This is a genomic window from Psychroserpens burtonensis DSM 12212 (assembly GCF_000425305.1).
GTDB lineage: Bacteria > Bacteroidota > Bacteroidia > Flavobacteriales > Flavobacteriaceae > Psychroserpens > Psychroserpens burtonensis.
In genome coordinates, this window is the sequence record NZ_AUDE01000009.1 from 42,233 (window position 1) to 63,407 (window position 21,175).

Sequence of the window (21,175 nt, forward strand, 5' to 3'; positions counted from 1 at the left end):
CAGTAAGAATAATAATTATAAAGGTTTTGTATAATTAGAATTTTCGAATTTCCACAATGTGCCATTTTTCAGATTATTCATAAATCAAATACATGCCACGTACCTTTTTAAAGGTATTCAGACCATCAGCCCAAGTCTCTCTAATCTCTTGTTCAGAAACACCAGATTCAATCTGTATTTGTAATGCTTTTGTCCCAGCTAGATTCGTAAAGAAAGTATTAAAAAATACTTTTTTATCAATTGAGTTTTGGTACGCTTTAATCAAATAACTTAAATCTAATTGGTTGAGATCTTTACGTGTACTTAAATCTTCACCATAACACAGTACACCATCGTGTTTTGGATATTTAGAACCGTCATTTGGCATTGGGATATATTTAAAATTATAAACAGTTTTATCTAAATATGGACTCCCATAAATCTGAAATTGCTTAGAGGTACCTCGCCCTGCATTTACATTCGTGCCTTCAAAAAAGCAAAGGCTAGGATAGAGATTAATTGATTTTGCGTTTGGTAAGTTAGGCGACGGCTTTATGGGTAAATTATAGGTGTTATCATGTTTGTAATTTTGCATCTCTATTACTGTAAGATCACACGTAATTTGGTTGTCTAACCAACCTTGACCATTAATCATTTTGGCATATTCTCCAATCGTCATTCCGTGAACTACAGGTATTGGGTGCATCCCAACAAAACTTTTGTGCTTTGGTTCTAAAATAGGACCGTCAATATAATTTCCATTTGGATTTGGTCTGTCTAAAATCATAACTGGGATATTTGCTTCTGCACAAGCTTCCATAACATAATGCAAACTTGAAATATAGGTGTAGAATCGAGCTCCAACATCTTGGATGTCAAAAATAACGACGTCTAAATCTGCTAATTGCTCAGGTGATGGTTTTTTGTTTTTTCCGTAAAGAGATATAATGGGTAGGTTGGTTTTTGTGTCAATACCGTCTTTTACCAGTTCACCAGCATCTGCTTCGCCTCTAAACCCATGCTCTGGAGCGAATACTTTCTTGATGTTGACGTTGCGTTGTAATAAACTATCAACTAGGTGGGTGTAACTGTCTTTGCGAGTAGTTTTTTGCGACGGGGTAATCTTGTTAAATATAACACTAGTTTGATTCGCAACAATACCCACACGTTTCCCTTTTAGCAAGGGCAAGTAATTATCTATTTGATGAGCACCGACAATGATTTTGTCATTGAATTGTGATATACTGTCATCTTGAACTTGTTTTAGGATCTCATTATTTTTAGCAGAATCATCTTTAGATTTTGAACCACAAGAAATCAACACTAAAACAAACCCTATAATTATCGGGAAAACCCTATTTTTGAACATCGATAAACGCATATAATAATTTTGAATTACGAGTTTTTTATAGCTAAACGCATTATTGGTAGTAAAGCGTATAAAAGTAGTGTTTCAGCACCAATAATAAAAATTGGTATTGCAGCAATTGCCATTGGTATTGTTGTAATGCTCATAGCTATTACCACAGGCTTAGGACTTCAAAAAAAGGTGCGAGAAAAGGTAGTTGCATTTAATGGTCATATTACGATTAATAATTATGACACTAATGAGTCCAACGAGTCTATAGTTCCTATAACTACAGATCAGGAGTTTTATCCACAATTTAATTCCGTAGAGGGAATTAAACATATTCAAGGCGTGGCAGCAAAATTTGGTATTATACGTACCGAAACCGATTTTGAAGGCATCGTCCTCAAAGGTGTAGGTAGCGACTACGATTGGTCATATCTTCAAGAGTTTTTAGTAGAAGGTAGTTTGCCAAAGTATGAAGGAAAGCTGAGCAATGAGGTGGTGATATCGAGCTATCTTGCTAATCGTTTAAATTTCAAAGTAGGTGATAACTTTCAAACGGTTTTTGGTAAGGAGAGTATTGATGAAATTCCTTTTCAGCGCGCCTTTGAGGTTATTGGTATTTTTAATTCCGGATTTCAAGATATTGACAAAAACTTTATGATTGGTGATTTGAGTCATATCCAACGTATGAATAAATGGAAGAATAACGAGGTTGGTAATTTTGAAGTGTACTTAGATGATTTTTCTCAGCTTTTAGAAAAAGAACAACAAATACGAGATCAAACACCATCATTCTTAGATACGCAAACCATTGAAGAAAAATTTTCAACCACGTTTGAGTGGATTAAAATTTTTGATAATAATACCTACGGAATAATCGCCATAATGATCATCGTCGCGGGAATAAACATGATTACGGCCTTGCTTGTTCTCATTTTGGAGCGTACTCAAATGATTGGGATTCTAAAAGCCTTAGGCAGCAGCAACTGGAGTATTAGAAAAGTGTTTTTGTATAATGCGACCTATTTAATTGGTTTAGGTTTGTTTTGGGGGAATCTCATAGGCTTAGGCTTACTATTTGCTCAGCAACAGTTTGGTCTTCTAAAGTTTCCAAATCCAGAGCAATATTATGTCTCTATAATCCCCGTACATATTGGTTTGGGTGATGTTATACTTCTCAATATTGGCACCTTTGTCGCATGTTTTTTAATGCTACTGGTTCCGTCTATTATTATCACTAAGATTTCTCCGGTTAAGGCGATTCGTTTTGAATAAAGCCCGTTCATAGGTATTAAAATGCCTTTATTAAAGGTTTCGAAGTGGGCGTTACCCTTTATCACTTTCTGTTGATAAAGCGTCAGGCTGTACGTTGTATCTTTTTTGAGAGTTCATTGCTAAAATCGCAATGGACTCTCAAAAAAGGATGTCTCTTCCATCCTTAACGCGGGCCAATTCAAGAATGAAAGCTATCCAAAATTAATATAATGGCAATTAATCACAGTACTATTATTGAACTTATCCAATTACGGTTGCTGAACTTGTTGAAGTATGGCTGCCGAGTTTGTTGACGTATAACATTTCCGTAGAAAGCATTTGTAAACCTTAAGTTTTACTTACTTTTGTAGCGTAAAATAAGGACTATGCAATACGCTGAAAATATATTAGGAACCATTGGCAATACACCTTTAGTAAAGCTAAATAAATTAACTAAAGACTTACCGTGTTTGGTGCTCTCAAAATACGAAACCTTCAACCCGGGAAACTCGGTAAAAGACCGTATGGCTGTGATGATGATTGAGGATGCAGAGGCGGACGGTCGATTAAAACCAGGCGGTACAATTATAGAAGGAACCTCTGGAAACACTGGTATGGGATTGGCTTTAGCAGCAATCGTAAAAGGTTATAAATGTATTTTTGTAATTAGTGACAAACAGTCGAACGAGAAAATGGATATTCTTCGTGCTGTTGGTGCTGAGGTTGTTGTTTGTCCAACAGATGTGGAGCCAGATGATCCTCGCAGTTACTATTCTGTATCAAAACGTTTAGGTGAAGAAACGCCTAACTCATGGTACGTGAATCAATACGATAATCCTAGTAATTGTAAAGCACACTTTAAAAGTACAGGTCCAGAAATTTGGGAACAAACGGATGGGAAAATTACACATTTTGTATCTGGAGTAGGAACAGGTGGCACTATTTCTGGTGTTGGTAGTTATTTAAAAATGAAAAATCCGAATATAAAAATTTGGGGAATTGATACCTATGGTAGTGTATTTAAAAAATACCATGAGACAGGTATTTTTGATGAAAAAGAAATCTATCCTTACGTGACCGAAGGGATTGGAGAGGATATTTTACCCTTAAATGTGAATTTTGGTGTTATAGACGGTTTTACAAAAGTGACCGATAAAGATGCAGCAGTATATACGCAGAGGCTTGCAAGAGAAGAAGGTATGTTTCTTGGAAACAGTGCAGGAGCAGCTATAAAAGGTGTGTTGCAATTAAAAGAGCATTTTACAAAAGATGACGTTGTCGTTGTTTTGTTTCATGACCACGGAAGTCGTTATGTAGGTAAAATGTTTAATAACGAGTGGATGAAGAAAATGGGTTATATGGAATAAGTTTATTCCAATTCAATTTTATCAAGGAGCAATTCAAAAGATTGCTCTTTTTTGTTGCCTATTAAAAAAGCAATTTCTTCCATTTGCTCACCAGGAAAATTGGGGTCATTAAGTCTGCGACCTCTAAATCTTGGTTCCATTGCAGTAAATGGTATTTCGATGGTCATCCAATCTGTAGTCGTTTCAAATTCGTAAATATAGGAAGCGTAATCCCTAGACGAGGTCTTGATGCGAAACTGATAATTGTTCCCGTCACCTTTTATACGAAGGATTATTTTGCTATATCCTGAAACATCTTTTGTTTTAAAACGGTAGCGTAAAGATGAAAATCCACCATTATTTTCTAAAGAGATTTTACCGCTAAATTTACCGTGACCTTCAGTGTTAATTTCTAAATTTCCGTTGGAGCGTCCACCCATAACAACGTCATCTACGATTCTCCAATTGCTGGTGTCAGAAGTTTTGTTGAAATCAAAAAGCGTCGTTGTGGTCATAAATAATAGCGTTGAAATTAGTATAAAAAGTCTCATGAGATTGCTTTCTATAAAGATACGAAGCACATTAATGACTAGAAAGCATGTTAACTAAAATTTTGGGGTTTTGCAGACGCTTGTCTAAGATCAGTTTATATATTAAGACTGTGAGAAACTATTAGTATTACCTTTTATAGGCTTCAGGATAGGTTTTTAGCTATAAGATGCAATAAAAAAGTCTCGCGTTCAATAGACATACCTTTTTTGGTGCTCATAGCCATTGTCTTTTTATTATGTTCTATAGCGTCATGAATATTAACCCAAACAGCTTTCATGCCGTTGTTTATTTCCTAAGATTCTAAATCTGAAACGCCAAGGTTTTCGTTAACATCGCAAGTATAGCAGTAAGAAATCATATGCTGAATATCATAGTCAGGTTTATACCATGGTCGGTACTCTTCGTAAACGCCAAAGGGTTGTATGTTTTTAATATCTTTTGCTCCAGTTTCTTCAATAAGTTCTCGCATCATCCCTTCTATTCTGTCTTCGTCTAGGTCTAAGCCTCCGCCAGGAAGACTGTAGTCTTCATAACGTTCAGTGTAAAGTAATAGAATACTGTGACCATTAATTACGATACTTCTCGTGGTTAGTCTTGTGAAAACAGATTTATTGTCTAGTGTTTTTACTTCAGGATGATAATGGGTCTTTAATAGTTTCATTTAGGGATATGATATTTTTCATGTAAATATAAAATAACTAGAACAGCAATTAATAATAAGAAGTGAAAATGAAAGCACTGTATAAAAAGATTCGTTTGTACTTGATAACGTTGAAATGGATACCTCGGTGATCAAGTGTTTAGCAAATGATAGGGACTCAAATGGAAATGTAATACACGTATAATTATAGCCACAACAATAGCGAGATTCTTCCTTTGATTTTATGGAGAGATGTATCTATTATGAAATGGAGAAATTGTTTTATTGTTTTATTATTTTTCTAACAAGTCTAGAGTTATTAACTTTAATATGGGCAATATAAAGTCCCTTATTGAGACTTTCTAAGGAAAGCTCTTCTACAAAATGCTGTTCTATAATTTTTCTTCCAGATACATCATATATAATTATTTCATCAACGCTTTCACTTAAATTCAATAGTGTATGACATGGATTTGGGTATAGGCTTAAAGCAAGATTCGAAGTGATATCTGGAACCGTCAAAGTTATCGTATCACTATCAATTTCGATAATCCATAATTTTGCAGGAAAAGGTATTGTTATTGGACCAATAGAAGCAACGTATTTTTCATTCGAAATATATAAACGATGCTTAGTCGTTGTAATTTCAAAAAGAGAAATAGCTTCTACTTGATTACCCAAGGGAACTATATTTGATATTTTTTCTGAGACTGTGCCAGAAAATAGATCCAAGCTATCATTAGGGATGTTATAAATCGTAAACATAAATGGTGCATTAGTGCTACTATATCCAGTAAGAAAAATAACACTTTCATTAGCGGTAGTATCCACTCCAGTTATTAGTCCGTTTGTGTTGTAGCTGCTTTCTAAGATGGCACTATGCACTTCACTACCGGTTTTTGGAATGGAGTAAACATTAACCGTGTTATCTACCCAATTTTTAGAAAATATTAGTAGCTTATCATCATAGGAAATAAGCCCCTCAGCATCCCAATTATTATTATTTAAATTTGGAGTGAAATCAGTTTGATTTGCATAAGAATATGAAATGATTTCAGGTGTAACTGTATTGTCCGCATCACTATAATCAGCTTTTGAAATTTTATATATTTTTAAATCAGTTCTACTGCCACTGTTATTTCCAATATCCCCTATGTAGATATAAGAAGCATCTTGTGTAAGATCTTCCCAATCTATATTTGTGGCATTATTTATGATAACCGTTCTTGTTATAGCACCAGTATTCGCATCTATTTCATATAGATTAGGAGCATCACCACTATCATTATGAGTAATTGTCTTATTGTTATAAAAAATAAGGCCAGAGGTTTCGTCTAAAGCGGGAGTTTGTAAATTTGTTATGTCTGTTGCTGTTTGAGAATTTATTGTTAATAAACCAAATAAGAGGAATATTATAGTTGTTGCTTTTTTCATTTAAAGGGTCTTTTACTAATGCTTAATCTATTAATAGTCTGAAAATAATTATATTATTTTCAAGTATGTTATTGTGAGTTTCAGGCGTTGTTCAATGAGTTGAAAATAGATTAAGGTGTCGACTGTCTCAATTGTCGATTTCCACATTTAAACGAAGTTCGACTATTTTTTTTAGAAAGGCGAGTTTCAATATAACTTGATTTTTTTTTAACAGAACGCCTTACTCGTAAGAAATTTTAAATTAAATAGAGTCAGCTTAAATTTAGTTTTAATTCTATTAGCTGTTTTTTATGTGCTTAATGTTTTGAAGTATATGGTTATTGACCATGATCTGACTATTTTTATAATTTAATTTGGACAGTTATTTCAAATGAGGAATATTTTTTATTTGCCTTTTTTAGCCGTGATAATCAGGACTTTTATGAAGATAGTTGTTATATATATGGAGCTTATATGTGCTGATCATTTATCATCTATAATTAGCTGTGATTCATTATCTTTAAACAAAAATTAACGTGATTAAAAGAGTACTAGAACACAACGTAAGCTGTATTATAATAGTAGTAGTTTTATTAGTGTCTTCAGTCAACGCTCAGGTATTTGAGCAAGTACAAGGGATTTCAGGATTAGGGAATTTAAAAAATAATAATGGTGTTGCGGTTGCCGATTTTGATAATGATATGGACCTCGATATTTTTGTCGTTGCATTAGCTCAAGATCTAGAGGGTGATGAGACCACTCAAAGTAAACTTTATAGAAATAATAATGATGGTTCTTTTACAGATGTTACTGCACAGGTAGGATTAACCAATCTACATCCAGTAATTACTGAAATTGATGCTTTTTTTGGACTCAAAGGTTTTAAACATGGCGTCTCTTGGGGAGATTATAATAATGATGGTTTTCCTGATTTGGTCTTGACACATTCAAATAAACTTCAATTGTTTATCAATCAAAATGGAATCTTCACAGAAGTTACAGAAGGTACGGGTTTAACTCAATTTAGTGATTGTAGACATACAGGAGCCACATGGTTTGATTACAACAACGATGGTTTTCTTGATCTCTATGTAAATGATTGGGATGCTTGTGATACCAATTCAATCTATCTCAATAATGCCAACGGGACATTCTCAAATGTCACTGTAGAAACTAATATGCAAGATACAGGTGGCAATGCGAGTTATATGGCTGTACCTTTTGATATTAATGACGATGGTTGGATGGATTTATATGTGTCTAACGATTTTAGCGACCCCAATAGTTTATTCATTAATCAAAACGGAAATTCATTCATAGAACAAGCACAACTCTTTGGTCTCGATAATATGATTGATGATATGGGAGTCACATTAGGTGACTTCAATCTTGATGGTGCTTTTGATGTCTTTGTCACAGGTATAGATGAAAATGCACTATTACAAAACGATGGTACAAACAATTTCATAAATACAACTGCCTCTAATAATATTGCACCATCCGGTTGGGCTTGGGGAACACGCTTTGCAGATTTTGATCTAGATAGCGATGAAGACCTAATCATTGTCAACGGGTTTGAATTTCAAGATAGAAGTACTGAAACAAATGTGTATTATAAAAATTTATCTGCGGAAGGCTTATCTGGTTTTGAAGACAGTTCTGAAGCATTAAACTTCAACGCACTCACAGTAAGTGTAGAAGCGGTGGATTTTGATTATGATAACGATGGTGATTTAGATATTTATGTCACTAATGCTGATCAGCAATCGATACTTTACGAAAACAAACTCCTCAATTATGACGAAGAAAGTACTTTGCAATGGTTTAAAGTTAAGCTTCAAGGGACAGTCTCAAATAGAGATGCGATTGGTACAAGATTAACTTTACGTACTAATGAGCGCACTTATGTAAGACATTATACTGGAGTCGGATTCTTATCTCAGAGTCTACAAGCGGTTCATTTTGGATTGTCTAATGCAATTGAAATTGAAGAATTAGAAATCAAATGGCCTTCTGGATTAGTTGAAATTCATCAAAACTTAGAGGAAAACACAACTATTTTAGCTATTGAAGGGGAGGCGTTTACGGTAGTAGACATTCAACCTAGTCAAAAAATTAGAGGTTGCACAGATCCTTTCTCTTGTAATTATAATCCAAGTGCAACTTTAGATGACGGGACGTGTACCTATCTAAATTCTAATTTAATTTCTGGAGCTGAAAATTCAGGATTTTTCAGAATAGAAGACTATAACTATGTCATAGCAAGCGGTTCTACAGCTAATTGGTCGGTTATAGGCGGAGAAATCGTAGAGGGTCAAAATACAGATACAGTTACCATAAAATGGGGGTTAAACGAAATAGGGATAATAAGCGTTAGAGAAAATAACGGCAATTGCTTTAGCGAAGTACAGGAGCTAAGTATAGCGTTAAGTGCTAATGAACTACCAGAGGATTTTTCCATAGCAAGATTATGGAACGAGGTTTTATTAGCGGCCATTAGAAAAGATTTTGCGAGACCAACCATTCATGCACGAAATTTGTTTCATACCAGCGTTGCCATGTATGATATTTGGGCAATTTATGACGAGGCAGCAAAACCCTATCTTATTGGAAATACAGTGAATAATTTTTCTACGGAATTATTAGAGTTTTCACCTTTAGAAAGTATTGAAGAGTCACAAAAAAAAGCAATAAGCTATGCCATGTATCGCTTGTTATCGTATCGTTTTCAAAACTCTCCAAATGCTGAAGAATCTCAGCGTCTGTTTGATTTAGTCATGGAACAATTAGGTTATGAAACTGCATTTGCGATATCCACTTTGTATCAATTTGGAAATGCAACAGCGTTAGGGAATTATGTGGCAGAGGCGATTATTAACTATGGAAATGGAGATGGCTCAAGAGAACTTGACTTCTTCAATAATGCATATTATGCTTCCGTAAATGAACCTCTAGGGCCAGCAGTAGCAACTACAACATTAATGAATGATCCTAATCGTTGGCAACCTTTGGCTTTAGATACATTTATCGACCAAAGCGGAAACTTGATAGATGGAACAGTTATAGAGTTTTTAAGTCCAGAATGGGGAAATGTATATCCGTTTGCGATGTCTGCGGAAGATCATGTAACCTATCAGCGCAATGGAGATGCTTTTAAAGTATATAATGATCCAAGTGATCCACCTTATTTGAATGTGTCATCAGATGATGAATCTAGTGATGCTTATAAACTAGGATTTTCTATGGTCTCTATTTGGGGTTCCCATCTAGATCCTAATGATAATGTACTGTGGGATATTTCTCCTGCAGCTATTGGCAATACAGATATTAATGAGTTTCCAATCAACTATAGTGATTATCCAAATTTTTATAATATCATTGAAGGAGGCGATATTGGTCCAGGTCATGCGGTCAATCCTGTGACAGGCCAAGCCTATGAATCGCAACTTGTGCCAAGAGGGGATTATACAAGAGTCTTAGCAGAGTTTTGGGCTGATGGCCCAGACTCTGAAACACCTCCAGGACATTGGTTCACGATTTTAAATTATGTGAATGAGCATCCACAATTAGAAAAGAAATTTGAGGGAGAAGGTGTCATTCTGGATGATTTAGAGTGGGATGTGAAAGCGTATTTTATTTTGGGAGGAGCAATGCACGATTCTGCAATCTCAGCATGGAGTGTAAAAGGATGGTATGATTATTTGAGGCCAATTTCAGCAATTAGAAACATGGCTGTATTAGGTCAAAGTACAGACGAAACACGAGATAATTATAATATTGCAGGAATTCCTTTATTAGAGGGTTATGTTGAGGTTGTGGGTGTAAACGATGCTTTGGTTGGAGAAGAAGGTGTGAATTTTGGTAAAGTAAAATTATATACCTGGAGAGGTCCAGATTATATCGATGACCAAGCTTCAGATATCGCTGGAGTGGGCTGGATTCTTGCTGAAAATTGGTGGCCATATCAAAGACCTACATTTGTAACACCTCCATTTGCTGGGTATGTTTCTGGTCACTCTACTTATTCTAGAGCAGCTTCAGAAGTCTTGACAAAAATTACAGGAAGCGCATTTTTCCCTGGTGGATTAGGAGAGTTTACTGCTAAACAAAATGACTTTTTGGTATTTGAGCAAGGTCCCTCTGTAGATGTAAAATTACAATGGGCAACGTATAGAGACGCTTCAGATCAAACAAGTTTATCTCGTATTTGGGGCGGAATTCATCCGCCTGCAGACGATATTCCTGGTCGATTAATTGGAGAAAAAGTAGCTGATGACGCCTTTGATTTTGCAGTGCCTTATTTTAGAGGAGATGTCATTGATAATGATAGTGCAGAGCAAATTGTGTATCCAAACCCTGTTATTAAAAATGAAGTATTTATTACAAATTCATCTCAGGAAGATATCATAACTATATTTGATGTTAGAGGACGACAAGTCAATATTCTTAAAAAACAATTTAATGAATTTGGCAGCGTGACTAAACTCGTTATCCCAGAGGGAACAGCGGCAGGACTCTATTTTTTAAATATTAATACTGATTCAAAACTATTAATCGTTAAGGGCTAATTATTGGTATGCAAGAGACACTTCAAGAGTATATTCCAGAGAAGGCTATTTCAAAAGTTATAGAATTATTAGATCATGATAAGTTAAACGTTAAAGTTAAGAAAGAACGTAAGACAAGACATGGTGATTATAAGCGTTTACCTAACGGAAATCATCAAATCACAGTAAATTCTAATTTAAATCATTATCGATTCTTAATAACGCTCATTCATGAGATTGCTCATTTTGAAGCTTTCAATAATTACGGACGGTTAATCAAACCTCACGGGTTAGAATGGAAACGTACATTTCAGCATTTAATGTTACCCTTTATTAATCCTGATGTTTTTCCAATGGAATTATTACCCTTATTAGCAAAGCATTTTAAAAATCCAAAAGCATCCAGCGATACAGACATTCAACTCGCCTATGCTTTAAAGCAATTTGACGCGCCAAACAATAAAACCTTTATATTTGAAGTACCTTTACATGAGTCCTTTAAAATATACAATGGACGTATATTTAGAAAAGGTTTAAAACGACGCACACGTTACGAATGTGTGGAGTTAAAAACAAGTAAAACATACTTGTTTAATGCTAATGTGGAAGTGGAATTATTAGAAGAGTAATTATAGTCCACTCACAATGGGAATCTCATTAGATCTAGGCTTTTGATTAATAATAGTTTCGATGTACGGAAACAAAACAATTTTGATGAATAAAAATTATTATGCCATATTGATGGCAGGAGGAGTGGGATCAAGGTTTTGGCCTGTAAGTACGCAGGATTTTCCAAAACAATTCCACGATATGTTGGGAACTGGAGATACTTTGATTCAAAAGACTTTTAATCGTCTTGCGAATTTGATTCCGAAGGAAAATATATTCATTTTAACCAATGAACGTTATAATGATTTGGTGTTTGAGCAACTTCCTGAAGTCACTAAGCGTCAAGTTATTTTAGAACCAGCCATGCGAAATACAGCACCTTGTATCTTATATGCTGCTTTAAAAATCCAAAAGGAAAATAAAGATGCAGTCATGATTGTTGCCCCAAGTGATCACTGGATTGAAGATGAAAAGGCATTTACAAATAACGTACAGCAAGCATTCGATTTTTGCTCTGAGAACGATACATTGATGACTTTAGGGATTCAACCAACATTTCCAAATACAGGTTATGGTTATATTGAATATGATAAAATTGCCGAAGCTACTATTAAAAAGGTTAATCAGTTTAGAGAAAAGCCAGATTACGAGACAGCAAAAGGATTTATAGAGCAAGGAAATTTTCTATGGAATGCCGGGATTTTCATGTGGAGTGTCAATAGTGTGTTGAAGGCTTTTGAAACGAATCAGCCCAAGTTATATAGTCTTTTTGAATCTGGTTATGCCGCATATAATACGGAGTTTGAAGATGATTTTATTAGGGATAATTATGCCAAAGCAGAAAATGTTTCTGTGGATTATGCTATCATGGAGCAATCCAAAAACGTCTATGTGATTCCAGCAACTTTTGATTGGAATGACCTTGGTACATGGGGAAGTTTGTATGATAAGTTAGATAAGGATGTTGATGGTAATGCTGTTGTGAATGCACAAACGTTAACTGAAGATGCGTCGGGTAATATGATTAGAACTAAGGCTGATAAAGTAGTTGTCATTGACGGACTTCAGGATTATATTATAGTTGATAAAGACGAAGTTTTACTTATCTTTCCGAAGACAAAAGAACAAGATATTAAAAAAGTGCTCCAAAGTGTCAAAGATAAATTTGGAGAACATTACGGTTAAAATATGAGTGACGAGAGTAAATTCGACTTCTCAGAAGAAGAGATCAAAAAAGAAGCAGCAGTTGAGCAAAGCAAAAAAGCAATTCAACAAGAGGCCAAGGGCTTATGGCAAAGTATTAAAATCTTTGTGGTCGAGCTTTTAGACTTTAGAGATGATACAGATCGTGATGCAACTATATTAGCGATCAAAAATGATATTCCTTTTAAAGGAGCGACTGCTTGGATTTTAGTGTGCTCCATTTTTGTGGCTTCGATTGGTTTAAATGCAAATTCAACAGCAGTGGTTATCGGTGCTATGTTAATTTCTCCATTAATGGGTCCAATTTTAGGTGTTGGTTTATCTCTTGCTATTAATGATATTGATACACTTAAACGATCGTTAATCAACTTAGTAATAATGATTATTTTGAGTTTATTAACAGCCTTTCTATTCTTTAGATTCTTTCCTTTAAGTGAAGATACATCAGAGCTTTTAGGACGTGTAAAGCCAGATATTAGAGATGTGCTTATCGCATTTTTTGGTGGTTTAGCATTAATCATCGCTCGGACTAAAAAAGGAACAATAGCGTCTGTTATTTTTGGAGTCGCCATTGCTACAGCGCTTATGCCACCTCTATGTACAGCTGGTTACGGCTTAGCAAAAGGAAATTGGGCGTATTTTGGTCAAGCCATGTACTTGTTTACGATAAACACCATATTTATTGCGTTAGCAACTTTTCTAGTGCTTAAAATTTTGCGTTTTCCAATGCTTAAATATGCGAATTCTGCCAAACGGAAACGAATTGCAAGATTGGCTTCTTTGGTTGCTATTGTTGTCATGATTCCTGCAGGTTTTACTTTCGTAGATGTATTAAAAGAAAGTCGTTTTGAAATAGATGCTAAAGCGTTTATAAATAATGAATTAAAAGCACTGCCTAATTCTAGCTTTATTGTAAAGAATGCAACTCCTAATTATGAGCCTCTTGGTGATTCGTTTATTGAATTAATTCCTTTTGGGAATGATGAAATATCTGAAGAAACTAGACTTTTGTTACAATCCCGTTTTAAGGATTACTTTGCACTTAAAAAATCTAAGCTGTCTATTAAACAGGTGACAAATAGATCTATTAATAATCTTGAATATATGGAGGAGTTGCGAACTCGTGACTCTGTTGATTTGTTATCACAAGGTCAAAAGATTGCTTATTTAGAAAACACAGTGACTCGGTTGTCTCGTTTAGAACGCGGTCAAATTCCATTTGAAGACTTAGTTCGAGAAGCTAAAATTAACTATGAAAATTTAAAGGCTGTATCCTATTCAAAACGAATTACATCAGATTTTTCAAAAATAGATACGCTCAATATATTTTCCTTTAAATGGGTAGATTCTTTGACCACTAAAGAACAAAAAGGAAAAGATTTGAGAAAGTTGGGAGTCTGGTTTAAGGACAAGTTAAAGTTAGATACACTTGTAGTAGAGTAGTCTATCATTAAGCTCTTTCTTCTAAGTACATTTGTCGTACTTTTTTAAATAGGTTAGAGGAGTAAACAAAATCTGTTACCACTTCGTTATCTGTTTTAAAGATGTTTTCTTTAGAGCCTTCCCATGCTTTTAGTCCATCTTTTAAGAACACGATTTTCTCACCAATTTCCATTACAGAGTTCATATCGTGAGAATTAATTACCGTGGTAATATTATACTCATCTGTGATTTCTTGAATTAAGTTATCAATGACTATTGCCGTTTTAGGATCTAAGCCAGAATTTGGTTCATCACAAAATAAATATTTAGGTTTGTTTACTATAGCCCTTGCAATGGCGACCCGTTTTTGCATTCCTCCAGAGGCTTCACTAGGCATTTTATGATGTGCGTCTTCAAGGTTTACACGTTTTAAAACAAAGTCTGCACGATCTTCCATTTCGGTTTTGGTTTGCTTAGTAAACATGCGCAGTGGAAACATAACATTTTCTAGAATAGTCATAGAATCAAAAAGGGCACTACCTTGAAAGACCATACCTATGTCTGCTCTTAAGTTTCGTTTCTGGGCATCTGTAAGTTTGGCATAAGCCAGTCCATCATATTCAATTTCGCCTTCTTCAGGAGAAAAAAGGCCTAATAGACATTTAAGAAAAACTGTTTTACCTGAGCCACTTTGTCCAATAACTAAACTTGTTTTTCCTTTTTCAAAAGTAGTAGTTATACCTTTTAAAATATGAGCATCTCCAAAAGACTTATGTATGTTTTTTACTTCAATCATGAGCTTAGTAGGAGTTGAGTTAATATATAATTGAGAAGGATGATAACGACACTAGTCCAAACAAATGAAGTTGTACTTGCTTTACCAACTTCTAGTGCGCCGCCTTTCATGTAAAACCCATAGAAAGAAGGAATCGTTGCTAAAAGAAAAGCGAATACAAATGTTTTGATAAATGCGTAAATGATATGAAAAGGTATAAAATCCATTTGAATACCTATAATATAATCTTCTAGAGTGCCAAAACCACCAAATATTACGGCAGCCATTCCGCCTACAATTCCCAAAAACATCGCAATAGAAATCACAAAAGGGTATAACATTAAAGCAATAAATTTTGGAAATACAAGGTAGTTTAAGGAGTTGATACCCATAACTTCTAAGGCGTCAATTTGCTCTGTAACTCGCATCGTACCAATACTAGAGGTAATAAAAGACCCTACTTTACCAGCCATAATAATAGAAATAAAAGTAGGAGCAAACTCTAGTATAATAGATTGTCTCGTAGCGAAACCTATGAGGTATTTAGGGATTAGAGGATTATCAATGTTTAATGCCGTTTGAATAGTTACAACACCACCAACAAAAAAGGAAATAAAGGCGACGATACCTAGTGAGCCAATGATTAAATCATCAATATCTTTCAATATCAAGGTTCGCATAACCGACCACTTAGTGGGTTTGCGAAACATCTCGGCAATCATTAAAAAATAAGCACCAATATTATGAAGGTATGACATAGTAAAATTTGTTATGGTAAAAGTAAAAAATTACAAAGACTTTTTTAATGTAAAGGTTAAAAGATGCTAAACAAAAAACTGTATTTTTGAAGATAGAAAATAGAACAATTTTATGAAACGAACGTGTTAAAAGTTATTTCATCTAAAGTGATGATTAATAGCCAATAGCGTGTAGCTTTTGAAAATAATAAATATAAATACATGAAAGTTATAATTAATCTTCTTCTCATGCTTGTGGTATTGACCTCATGTCATGCACAAAAGCCAATTTCCGAAGTAAAAAAGGAACAAACTACAATTAATAATAGCAATCCTAAGCTGGTTGTAGGTATTGTAGTTGATCAAATGCGTTATGACTATCTCACAAGATTTGCGAGTAAATATGGTGACGGCGGATTCAAACGTATGATTAATGAAGGGTTTAACTGTAAAAACAATCACTTTAATTACATCCCAACATATACGGGTCCCGGACATGCGTCAGTTTTTACAGGAACTACGCCTAAAAATCATGGTATTATTGGTAATAATTGGTTTGATAAGGAGATTAAAGATATGGTATACTGTGCTGGAGATGACAGCGTTTCTTCTGTTGGAACTCAAGATGATGCTGGTGAAATGTCACCACACAGAATGAAAACAACCACCTTTGGTGATGAAAATCGACTATTTACTCAAAAACAAGGAAAAACAATAGGTATCTCACTAAAAGATAGAGGTGCAATTTTACCTGCAGGTCATACCGCAAATGCCGCCTATTGGTTTCATGGTAGAGATGAGGGGTCTTGGATAACAAGTACGTTTTATATGAGTGAACTCCCAAAGTGGGTTTTAGATTTTAATACTTCAGATGCAGCAGAGTCTTACTTGAGAGTTTGGGATACCTTTTATGATATTGCATCCTATACTGAGAGTGATAGTGATGAAAATGAGTTTGAAGGTGGTTTTAGAGGAAAAGAAAAAGCGACATTTCCTTATGATTTGGCAAAATTAAAAGATGAGAATCGTGGTTTTGATATCCTTAAAGCGACGCCCTACGGAAATTCTCTAACTACAGATTTTGCTATAGCAGCCATTAAAGGAGAGCAATTGGGACAAGATGATATTACAGATGTGTTGACCGTAAGTTATTCCTCAACAGATTATGTAGGACACAATTTTGGTGTGAGTTCTAAAGAGATTGAAGACACGTATATCCGTTTAGATAAAGATTTAGAACGCTTTCTTAAATTTTTAGACCAGCAAGTCGGAGAAGGCAATTATACGGTTTTTTTAACCGCAGATCATGGAGCAGTTGAAGTGCCTTCCTATTTACAGAGTATGAAAATCCCATCTGGCTATTTAGATAATAAAGAAACAAATGCGCGTTTAATTGATCATTTAAGCGCGAAATTTAATTCATCAGATTTTGTTGAGAATATCAGCAATAACCAAATATTTTTAAACCGCAGACTTATTGATAGTTTAGATCTACATATAAATGATGTTCAAGAAGCCATTGTTAACGAGTTAATTGGATATAAGCATATTGAAAAAGTATTTTCTGCTCATACAATGACAACTACTAATTTCACAACTGGTATAGAGTTATTATTACAAAATGGTTACAACCAAAAACGTTCTGGAGATATTATATTGCTTTCAGATCCTGCATATATTTCATACGGAAAAACCGGATCTACACATGGTAGTGGATTAAATTATGACACACATGTACCTTTATTATTCTTCGGAAAAGGTATTAATCAAGGTGAGACCTATGATAAAACAGTAATTCCAGATATTGCACCAACGATTTCAGCACTCTTAGGAATTAGTTTTCCTAATGCCTCTACGGGACAAACTTTGGGATTTGTTATTGATTAGTAATGACTAAAAAAACAATTTATTCTTTAATCGCAATTATAATTGTTCTTGGTGTTTATGGTTACGAGCACTTCTTAAATGTTAAAGAAAGTACCGAAATCATAGAAGAAGGAGAAACAGTAAAAACTAGTACTAACGAATATTTCCTACCTACAAGTACAACAGGTCAAATTGTGCATCATGAAGGCTACTCATTGTCGTATAACGAAACACATGAGCAAGCAGAATGGGTTGCTTACGAATTAAAAAAAACACACTTATCTAATACTAATTTTAAACGTCCCTATTTTGAAATTGATAAAGCGGTAAAATCGGGTGCAGCGCATTGGAGAAATTATAAAAAGTCTGGTTATGATCGTGGGCATTTATGTCCTGCAGGTGATAGAAAATATACAAAAACTGCTCATGATGAAACCTTTTTAACCAGTAATATTAGTCCGCAAGAACATAGCTTTAATGCTGGTATTTGGAATACGCTTGAGCAGAAGGTTAGGTATTGGGCCAGTAAATATGACGGCGTATTTGTGGTGACTGGAGGTGTTTTAAAAGGAGCTATGAAGACCATTGGGGAGGAAGAGGTAAGTGTTCCAAATCAGTTCTACAAAGTAATCATTGATAATAATACAGGTCAAACAAAGATGATTGCCTTTTTGATATCTCATCAAAATTCTAATCAACCCTTATATAAATTTGTAGTTTCTGTTGATGTCATTGAAGAATTAACTGGAATAGATTTCTTTGCAGAGCTAGATGATAGCATTGAAAATAAACTAGAGGCTTCTAGTAGTTATAAAGAGTGGAGTTTTAATTGACACGACAGTGTCATCTTGAACTTGATTCAGGATTTCCTTATTGAATATAATTTATTTCAATTTACTCAACATCCCATTCCAACGTAATTTTCTAATAAATTGACCTTGCTCTTGAGTTACTAATCGGTCTAATTTATTCCGTTTCCCTCTAAAATAACCAGTCATATAATCCTTGAAAAGTACGACACTTTTCTTTTTGTAGGCTAGTTTTAATGCAGAAATTAAGGTGATTGTAAATCCGTAACGCATTTTATACATGGCTTCACCTTGCAAATATTTAGACGCTTTGTTGTAGCTAACTCCCGTTGGTTTTAAATGTTTGACGTGAAGTGATTCATCAGTTAATAACTCCCAATCATAATATTTTGCTAGTAATTCATCAACGGTATCCCAACCCATTGATCGTTTGAGTTTGTCAATATCTAAAAAACATTGTTTTCTGTAGGCTTTTAATGCACCTCTAATATGATCTTTATGCGTTAGGTTCTCTAAAATCCAATCGTTATTTTTCTCTATGTAGCAAAAACCTGCAGCCATACCTAAGCGTTCATTTTGTTTAAAATGAACTGCTAATTGCTCTAAGTAGTGCTTCGGAAATATCAAATCTGCATCAAATTTGCAAATCACATCATAGTTATGATCTAGGGTTTCATAACCTTTATAAAAGGCATTGATGATTTTAGAACCGGGTAAGTGTTTGTTTGAAGAGACTGTGTTTACTATAGAAATATTTGAATATTGACTAACATAGTTTTCTACGATGTATTGTGTGTCATCAGTAGAATTATCATTTACCACTACAATCTGTTTTGCGGGTAACGATTGCTTGACCAAAGACTCTAAAGTTTGAGCAATGGCATCTTCTTCGTTATGCGCAGGAATGATGATGTAGAAGTTCATTTAAAATATTAAAATAATGAATATGTGATTTCAAATCTAAAGAAAAGGATTTTGAATTGGGAATTTAAGATTTTGATTTTGAATACCTTTCAGCATAAACGATATAATATCTCGGCGTGAACCATCTTAGAATTGGTCTAATTCCTATTTTCTTAGTTGGGTTTGTCCATTTGTCGGTAGCAATTATTTTCCATCCTGCTTTTTCTAATAGCCAATCAAATTGCCAATCTTCAAATTCATGATAATGTCGATCACGCATATCTGTTTTACTTCTGTAAGCTGAAGAAAACCATAATCGCATTGGGATACTAGCAACGAGTTTATCTGCTTTGATAGATTTTAGTACTGTAAAAGGAGAAAGGAGATGTTCAAAAATTTCAAATGCTGTAACGACTTCATTTTGAGAATTTTTAATTTCCGAAGTATTAATATCTAAATCTATTCCTGAAGTATTCTTAACAGTGTAACCATGAGATTTTAAAATATCTGATAACGGATTCTCAATACCTAAATCTAATATAGATTGGGAAGTATCAATATGTTGCTTTAAAAATTCAACGGTATGCTTAAATCGTTTGTTTGGAAATGTGTTTTCGTACATATTACTTTTCCGTAGAAATAATTTTTTTGATAATTATTGCTTATAAACAATCGCATTAATATTCATTCCGGCACCAACACTGGCAAACATAATGACATCACCTTTGTTAATGTTATGGTCTTTTAGCTCACCTTTCAAAATCATATCATATAATGTAGGAACCGTCGCTACACTAGAATTACCAAGTAAATTAATTGTCATTGGCATGACGTCTTTTGGCATGTCCATATCATGAAGTTTGTAAAAACGTTTTACAATAGCTTCGTCCATTTTTTCGTTAGCCTGATGAATCAATACTTTTTTCACATCTTTAATAGAGTAATCACTTTTATCTAAACAGGCTTTTAAAGCTAAAGGCACATTAGTCAATGCGAATTCATAAATTTTACGACCGTACATTTTAATGTATTTACGTTGGTCTGTGTTTTCTGGTTTATTAGTTTTACCAAAGAAGATAAAATGAGCTTCATCTAGTGCAAAGGTCGCTGTTTCGTGAGTGAGAATTCCGCCTTCTTCAGTAGATTCTTCAATAATAACTGCTCCTGCACCATCACTGTAGATCATAGAGTCACGGTCATGTTTATCAACAACACGAGACAAAGTTTCACTTCCAATGACTAAACAGCGTTTAGCTATCCCAGATGCAATAAAAGCTTTTGCTTGGATGACACCTTCAATCCAACCAGGACATCCAAATAATAGATCATAACCAACACATCTAGGGTTAGCAATTTTTAGTAAATGCTTAACTCTTGATGCTATACTTGGTACAGTATCGCTTTGTTGTGTGTTATACGTAACGTCACCATAATTATGAGCAACAATAATATAGTCTAATGTTTCTTTATCGATTTTGGCATCTGCAATAGCTTTTTCTGCAGCATAAAATGCGATGTCAGAATTTAATAATTCTGGCTTTATATAACGTCGTTCTTGGATGCCAGTTATTGCTTTAAATTTCTCAACAATAACTTCATTTGGGCTATTAATGGTAGAGCCGTCTAAATTTAAAAACTCGTGATTATAGAAATTTTCATTTTTTTGAATTCGACTAGGAATAAAGCTTCCGGTACCAGTTATTTTTATACTCATAAATTGGGATTTCCTTTTACTAAGAAATAAACAAGGCAATATACTAATAGTT

At 34.3% G+C, this 21,175-nt stretch carries 18 protein-coding genes; 8 read left to right on the top strand and 10 right to left on the bottom strand.

Annotation, left to right across the window (positions count from 1 at the left end; all coding sequences use genetic code 11):
• Nucleotides 1-73: 73 nt before the first annotated feature.
• Nucleotides 74-1,348 carry an exo-beta-N-acetylmuramidase NamZ family protein gene (locus tag H593_RS0102920; protein WP_028871046.1) on the bottom strand — a complete coding sequence of 425 codons (1,275 nt, stop codon included), beginning with the start codon at nucleotides 1,346-1,348 and terminating at the stop codon, nucleotides 74-76.
• A 21-nt stretch (nucleotides 1,349-1,369) separates the two neighbouring features.
• Here H593_RS0102920 and H593_RS0102925 point away from each other — a divergent pair, with 21 nt between their 5' ends.
• Both H593_RS0102925 and H593_RS0102930 read left to right on the top strand, forming a co-directional pair.
• Nucleotides 1,370-2,608, top strand: coding sequence for an ABC transporter permease (locus H593_RS0102925; RefSeq protein WP_028871047.1), 1,239 nt, complete (start codon nucleotides 1,370-1,372; stop codon nucleotides 2,606-2,608).
• 365 nt (nucleotides 2,609-2,973) lie between these two features.
• Nucleotides 2,974-3,954, top strand: coding sequence for a PLP-dependent cysteine synthase family protein (locus H593_RS0102930; protein WP_028871048.1), 981 nt, complete (start codon nucleotides 2,974-2,976; stop codon nucleotides 3,952-3,954).
• A 2-nt stretch (nucleotides 3,955-3,956) separates the two neighbouring features.
• On the opposite strand, the gene H593_RS0102935 is transcribed toward H593_RS0102930, so the two are convergent.
• The 4 genes from H593_RS0102935 to H593_RS0102945 all read right to left on the bottom strand — a co-directional run bounded on the left by H593_RS0102935 (nucleotide 3,957) and on the right by H593_RS0102945 (nucleotide 6,559).
• Complete coding sequence (locus H593_RS0102935; protein ID WP_245585002.1) at nucleotides 3,957-4,484, bottom strand: CIA30 family protein; 528 nt, start codon at nucleotides 4,482-4,484, stop codon at nucleotides 3,957-3,959.
• A 143-nt stretch (nucleotides 4,485-4,627) separates the two neighbouring features.
• A complete protein-coding gene (locus H593_RS21390) occupies nucleotides 4,628-4,762 on the bottom strand; it encodes a hypothetical protein (RefSeq protein ID WP_261793683.1) in 135 nt (44 codons plus the stop codon).
• 15 nt (nucleotides 4,763-4,777) lie between these two features.
• Nucleotides 4,778-5,146, bottom strand: a complete 369-nt coding sequence (locus H593_RS18420) for an NUDIX hydrolase (RefSeq protein WP_245585003.1) — start codon at nucleotides 5,144-5,146, stop codon at nucleotides 4,778-4,780.
• Nucleotides 5,147-5,407: 261 nt separating this feature from the next.
• On the bottom strand, nucleotides 5,408-6,559 hold the full coding sequence (locus tag H593_RS0102945) for a T9SS type A sorting domain-containing protein (RefSeq protein WP_028871050.1): 1,152 nt from the start codon (nucleotides 6,557-6,559) through the stop codon (nucleotides 5,408-5,410).
• Nucleotides 6,560-7,074: 515 nt separating this feature from the next.
• Here H593_RS0102945 and H593_RS0102950 point away from each other — a divergent pair.
• The 4 genes from H593_RS0102950 (at nucleotide 7,075) to H593_RS0102965 (ending at nucleotide 14,340) form a co-directional block, all read left to right on the top strand.
• A complete protein-coding gene (locus tag H593_RS0102950; RefSeq protein ID WP_051229606.1) occupies nucleotides 7,075-11,106 on the top strand; it encodes an FG-GAP-like repeat-containing protein in 4,032 nt (1,343 codons plus the stop codon).
• Nucleotides 11,107-11,114: 8 nt separating this feature from the next.
• Nucleotides 11,115-11,714, top strand: a complete 600-nt coding sequence (locus H593_RS0102955; RefSeq protein WP_028871052.1) for a SprT-like domain-containing protein — start codon at nucleotides 11,115-11,117, stop codon at nucleotides 11,712-11,714.
• Between the two features lie 85 nt (nucleotides 11,715-11,799).
• A complete protein-coding gene (locus H593_RS0102960; protein ID WP_028871053.1) occupies nucleotides 11,800-12,879 on the top strand; it encodes a mannose-1-phosphate guanylyltransferase in 1,080 nt (359 codons plus the stop codon).
• Nucleotides 12,880-12,882: 3 nt separating this feature from the next.
• A complete protein-coding gene (locus H593_RS0102965) occupies nucleotides 12,883-14,340 on the top strand; it encodes a DUF389 domain-containing protein (protein ID WP_028871054.1) in 1,458 nt (485 codons plus the stop codon).
• 7 nt (nucleotides 14,341-14,347) lie between these two features.
• Here H593_RS0102965 and H593_RS0102970 read toward each other — a convergent pair whose 3' ends face one another.
• Both H593_RS0102970 and H593_RS0102975 read right to left on the bottom strand, forming a co-directional pair.
• The gene (locus H593_RS0102970) at nucleotides 14,348-15,115 is read right to left on the bottom strand and encodes an ABC transporter ATP-binding protein (protein WP_028871055.1); all 768 of its coding nucleotides are present in this window, start codon (nucleotides 15,113-15,115) and stop codon (nucleotides 14,348-14,350) included.
• On the bottom strand, nucleotides 15,112-15,852 hold the full coding sequence (locus H593_RS0102975) for an MlaE family ABC transporter permease (RefSeq protein ID WP_028871056.1): 741 nt from the start codon (nucleotides 15,850-15,852) through the stop codon (nucleotides 15,112-15,114). The genes H593_RS0102970 and H593_RS0102975 overlap by 4 nt, the downstream gene beginning before the upstream one ends.
• A gap of 201 nt (nucleotides 15,853-16,053) precedes the next feature.
• On the opposite strand from H593_RS0102975, the gene pafA reads away from it, so the two are divergent.
• Nucleotides 16,054-17,718 (top strand): alkaline phosphatase PafA, encoded by a 1,665-nt coding sequence (gene pafA, locus H593_RS0102980; RefSeq protein ID WP_028871057.1) that lies wholly within the window; start codon nucleotides 16,054-16,056, stop codon nucleotides 17,716-17,718.
• A 2-nt stretch (nucleotides 17,719-17,720) separates the two neighbouring features.
• Nucleotides 17,721-18,530 (top strand): DNA/RNA non-specific endonuclease, encoded by an 810-nt coding sequence (locus H593_RS0102985; protein WP_028871058.1) that lies wholly within the window; start codon nucleotides 17,721-17,723, stop codon nucleotides 18,528-18,530.
• A 51-nt stretch (nucleotides 18,531-18,581) separates the two neighbouring features.
• Here H593_RS0102985 and H593_RS0102990 read toward each other — a convergent pair whose 3' ends face one another.
• The 3 genes from H593_RS0102990 to H593_RS0103000 form a co-directional block, all read right to left on the bottom strand.
• Nucleotides 18,582-19,430, bottom strand: coding sequence for a glycosyltransferase family 2 protein (locus H593_RS0102990; RefSeq protein WP_028871059.1), 849 nt, complete (start codon nucleotides 19,428-19,430; stop codon nucleotides 18,582-18,584).
• Nucleotides 19,431-19,494: 64 nt separating this feature from the next.
• Entirely contained in the window at nucleotides 19,495-20,031 is a 537-nt protein-coding gene (locus H593_RS0102995; RefSeq protein WP_028871060.1) for a class I SAM-dependent methyltransferase, read from the bottom strand.
• A gap of 33 nt (nucleotides 20,032-20,064) precedes the next feature.
• The gene (locus tag H593_RS0103000) at nucleotides 20,065-21,123 is read right to left on the bottom strand and encodes a 3-oxoacyl-ACP synthase III family protein (protein WP_028871061.1); all 1,059 of its coding nucleotides are present in this window, start codon (nucleotides 21,121-21,123) and stop codon (nucleotides 20,065-20,067) included.
• Between the last annotated feature and the right edge of the window lie 52 nt (nucleotides 21,124-21,175).